The sequence below is a fragment of the Mesorhizobium sp. M5C.F.Ca.IN.020.32.2.1 genome, from assembly GCF_004023105.1.
Lineage (GTDB): Bacteria > Pseudomonadota > Alphaproteobacteria > Rhizobiales > Rhizobiaceae > Mesorhizobium > Mesorhizobium wenxiniae.
Genome location: NZ_RZSX01001009.1, coordinates 1 through 2,096, shown reverse-complemented (window position 1 = coordinate 2,096; position 2,096 = coordinate 1). Strand labels below are relative to the sequence as shown.

Annotated in this window: 2 protein-coding genes and 1 pseudogene; all 3 read right to left on the bottom strand. The window is 61.6% G+C overall.

The window, feature by feature from the left end; translation table 11 throughout:
- Positions 1-465, bottom strand: a pseudogene (locus tag EOA86_RS32170) (ACT domain-containing protein); the annotation flags it as partial.
- A gap of 38 nt (positions 466-503) precedes the next feature.
- Positions 504-1,433 (bottom strand): electron transfer flavoprotein subunit alpha/FixB family protein, encoded by a 930-nt coding sequence (locus EOA86_RS32165; RefSeq protein ID WP_127208907.1) that lies wholly within the window; start codon positions 1,431-1,433, stop codon positions 504-506.
- 24 nt (positions 1,434-1,457) lie between these two features.
- A partial coding sequence (locus tag EOA86_RS32160; RefSeq protein WP_164892208.1) for an electron transfer flavoprotein subunit beta/FixA family protein occupies positions 1,458-2,096 on the bottom strand: 639 nt, incomplete at its 5' end.

Here is a 2,096-nt window from a genome sequence, read left to right as displayed (position 1 = left end):
TGCATCAGCTGGGCTTCGGCCTGCGGCTTGTTTTCCTTCGTGACCTTGATGTGGTGGAAAGGAATATCATGATTCACGACCACCTTTCTGATAAGTCAGGTGGTTGGAGACAACGCCGACGATATCGATCGGCAGGGCTCCGATCTGCCATCGGTAGAGGAGATCGTTCAGACAGTGTCCGAAGTTCGAAACCATCAATAAAACCTTCATGCGATGCGTGCCGTCATGCAAATTCCATGACATGCAGAACTCGTCCGCAATGGGGTGGAAGCCCTCTTCAATTGCCTTCCGTTCGGCTCCCTCCTCGCTGATAAAGGAGACGCGCATGAAGAACTTACCTGTATCAAGGTCATCGAACTGCGAGCTGTCGACAATGTTGCAGCCTTGAGCTGAGAGGAGGCTCGAGATCGCAGCAAAGATTCCCCGTGCGGCCGGGCACGAGACCGTCAAAACGTATTGCTTCATGGATCGTTACCATCGTGCCGGTGATTAGATTTGGCAGATCAAAGCGCCTTTTGCAGTTCCGGCAGAATGACGAAGAGATCGCCGACGAGGCCGTAATCGGCGACCTGGAAGATCGGCGCTTCCTCGTCCTTGTTGATGGCGACGATGACCTTCGAATCCTTCATGCCGGCAAGATGCTGGATGGCGCCGGAGATGCCGACGGCGATGTAGAGATCGGGTGCGACCACCTTGCCGGTCTGGCCGACCTGCCAGTCGTTCGGTGCATAGCCGGCATCGACTGCGGCACGCGAGGCGCCGACGGCCGCACCGAGCTTGTCGGCGATCGGCAGGATGACTTCCTGGAACTTTTCCGAGGAGCCCAGCGCGCGGCCGCCCGAGATGATGATCTTGGCCGAAGTCAGCTCCGGACGATCGGTCTCGGAAAGCTTGTTCTCGACGAAGCTCGACAGGCCGGGATTGGCCGCCGCCTGAACCGTCTCGACCGGGGCGGAACCGCCCTCGGGTGCGGCCTGGAAGGAGGCGGTGCGCACGGTGATGACCTTCTTGGCGTCGCTCGACTGCACCGTCTGGATGGCGTTGCCGGCATAGATCGGCCGCTTGAAGGTGTCGGGCGATACAACTTCGATGATCTCCGATACCTGCGCGACATCGAGCAGGGCTGCCACACGCGGCGCGACATTCTTGCCCGACGAGGTCGCCGGCGCGATGATCGTGTCATAGGCATCGGCTATGCCGACGACGAGTGCGGCCAGCGGCTCGGCGAGGCGCTCGGTGAGTTCGTCGGCTTCGGCGAGCAGCACCTTGCTCACGCCCTTGAGCTTGGCGGCAGCACCGGCAGCGCCGTTTGCGCCCTTGCCGGCGACCAGCACATTCACGTCCGAGCCGATCTGCAGTGCCGCCGAAAGCGCCTTGGCGGTCTGGTCGGAAAGGGTCGCATTGTCGTGTTCTGCGATGAGGAGAATAGCCATTGTTCTTGTTCCTTTCCCGATCGCTTACAGCACGCCGGCTTCGTTCTTGAGCTTGTCGACCAGTTCGGCGACGCTCTTGACCTTGACGCCCGCCTTGCGGCCGCCCGGCTCCTCGGTCTTGATCACCTTCAGCCGCGGCTTGACGTCGGCGCCGTAGTCGGCCGGGCTCTTCTCGTCGAGCGGCTTCTTCTTGGCTTTCATGATGTTGGGCAGCGAGGCATAGCGCGGCTGGTTGAGGCGAAGATCCGCGGTGACAATCGCCGGCATCTTCAGCTCCACCGTCTGCAGGCCGCCGTCGACCTCGCGCGTCACCTTGGCCTTGTCGCCATCGATAACGACCTTGGAAGCAAAAGTGCCTTGCGCCCAGCCGAGAAGTGCGGCCAACATCTGGCCGGTCTGGTTCGAATCGTCGTCGATCGCCTGCTTGCCGAGAATGACGAGACCGGGCTTTTCCGCCTCGACCACGCCCTTCAGCACCTTGGCGACACCCAGCGGCTCCGTCTGCTCGTCGGTCTTGACCAGGACGGCGCGGTCGGCGCCCATGGCGAGGGCGGTGCGCAAGGTCTCCTGCGCCTGCTGCGGCCCGATCGAGACAACGATGATCTCTTCCGCCTTGCCGGCCTCTTTCAGCCGGATCGCCTCTTCGACCGCGATCTCGTCGAA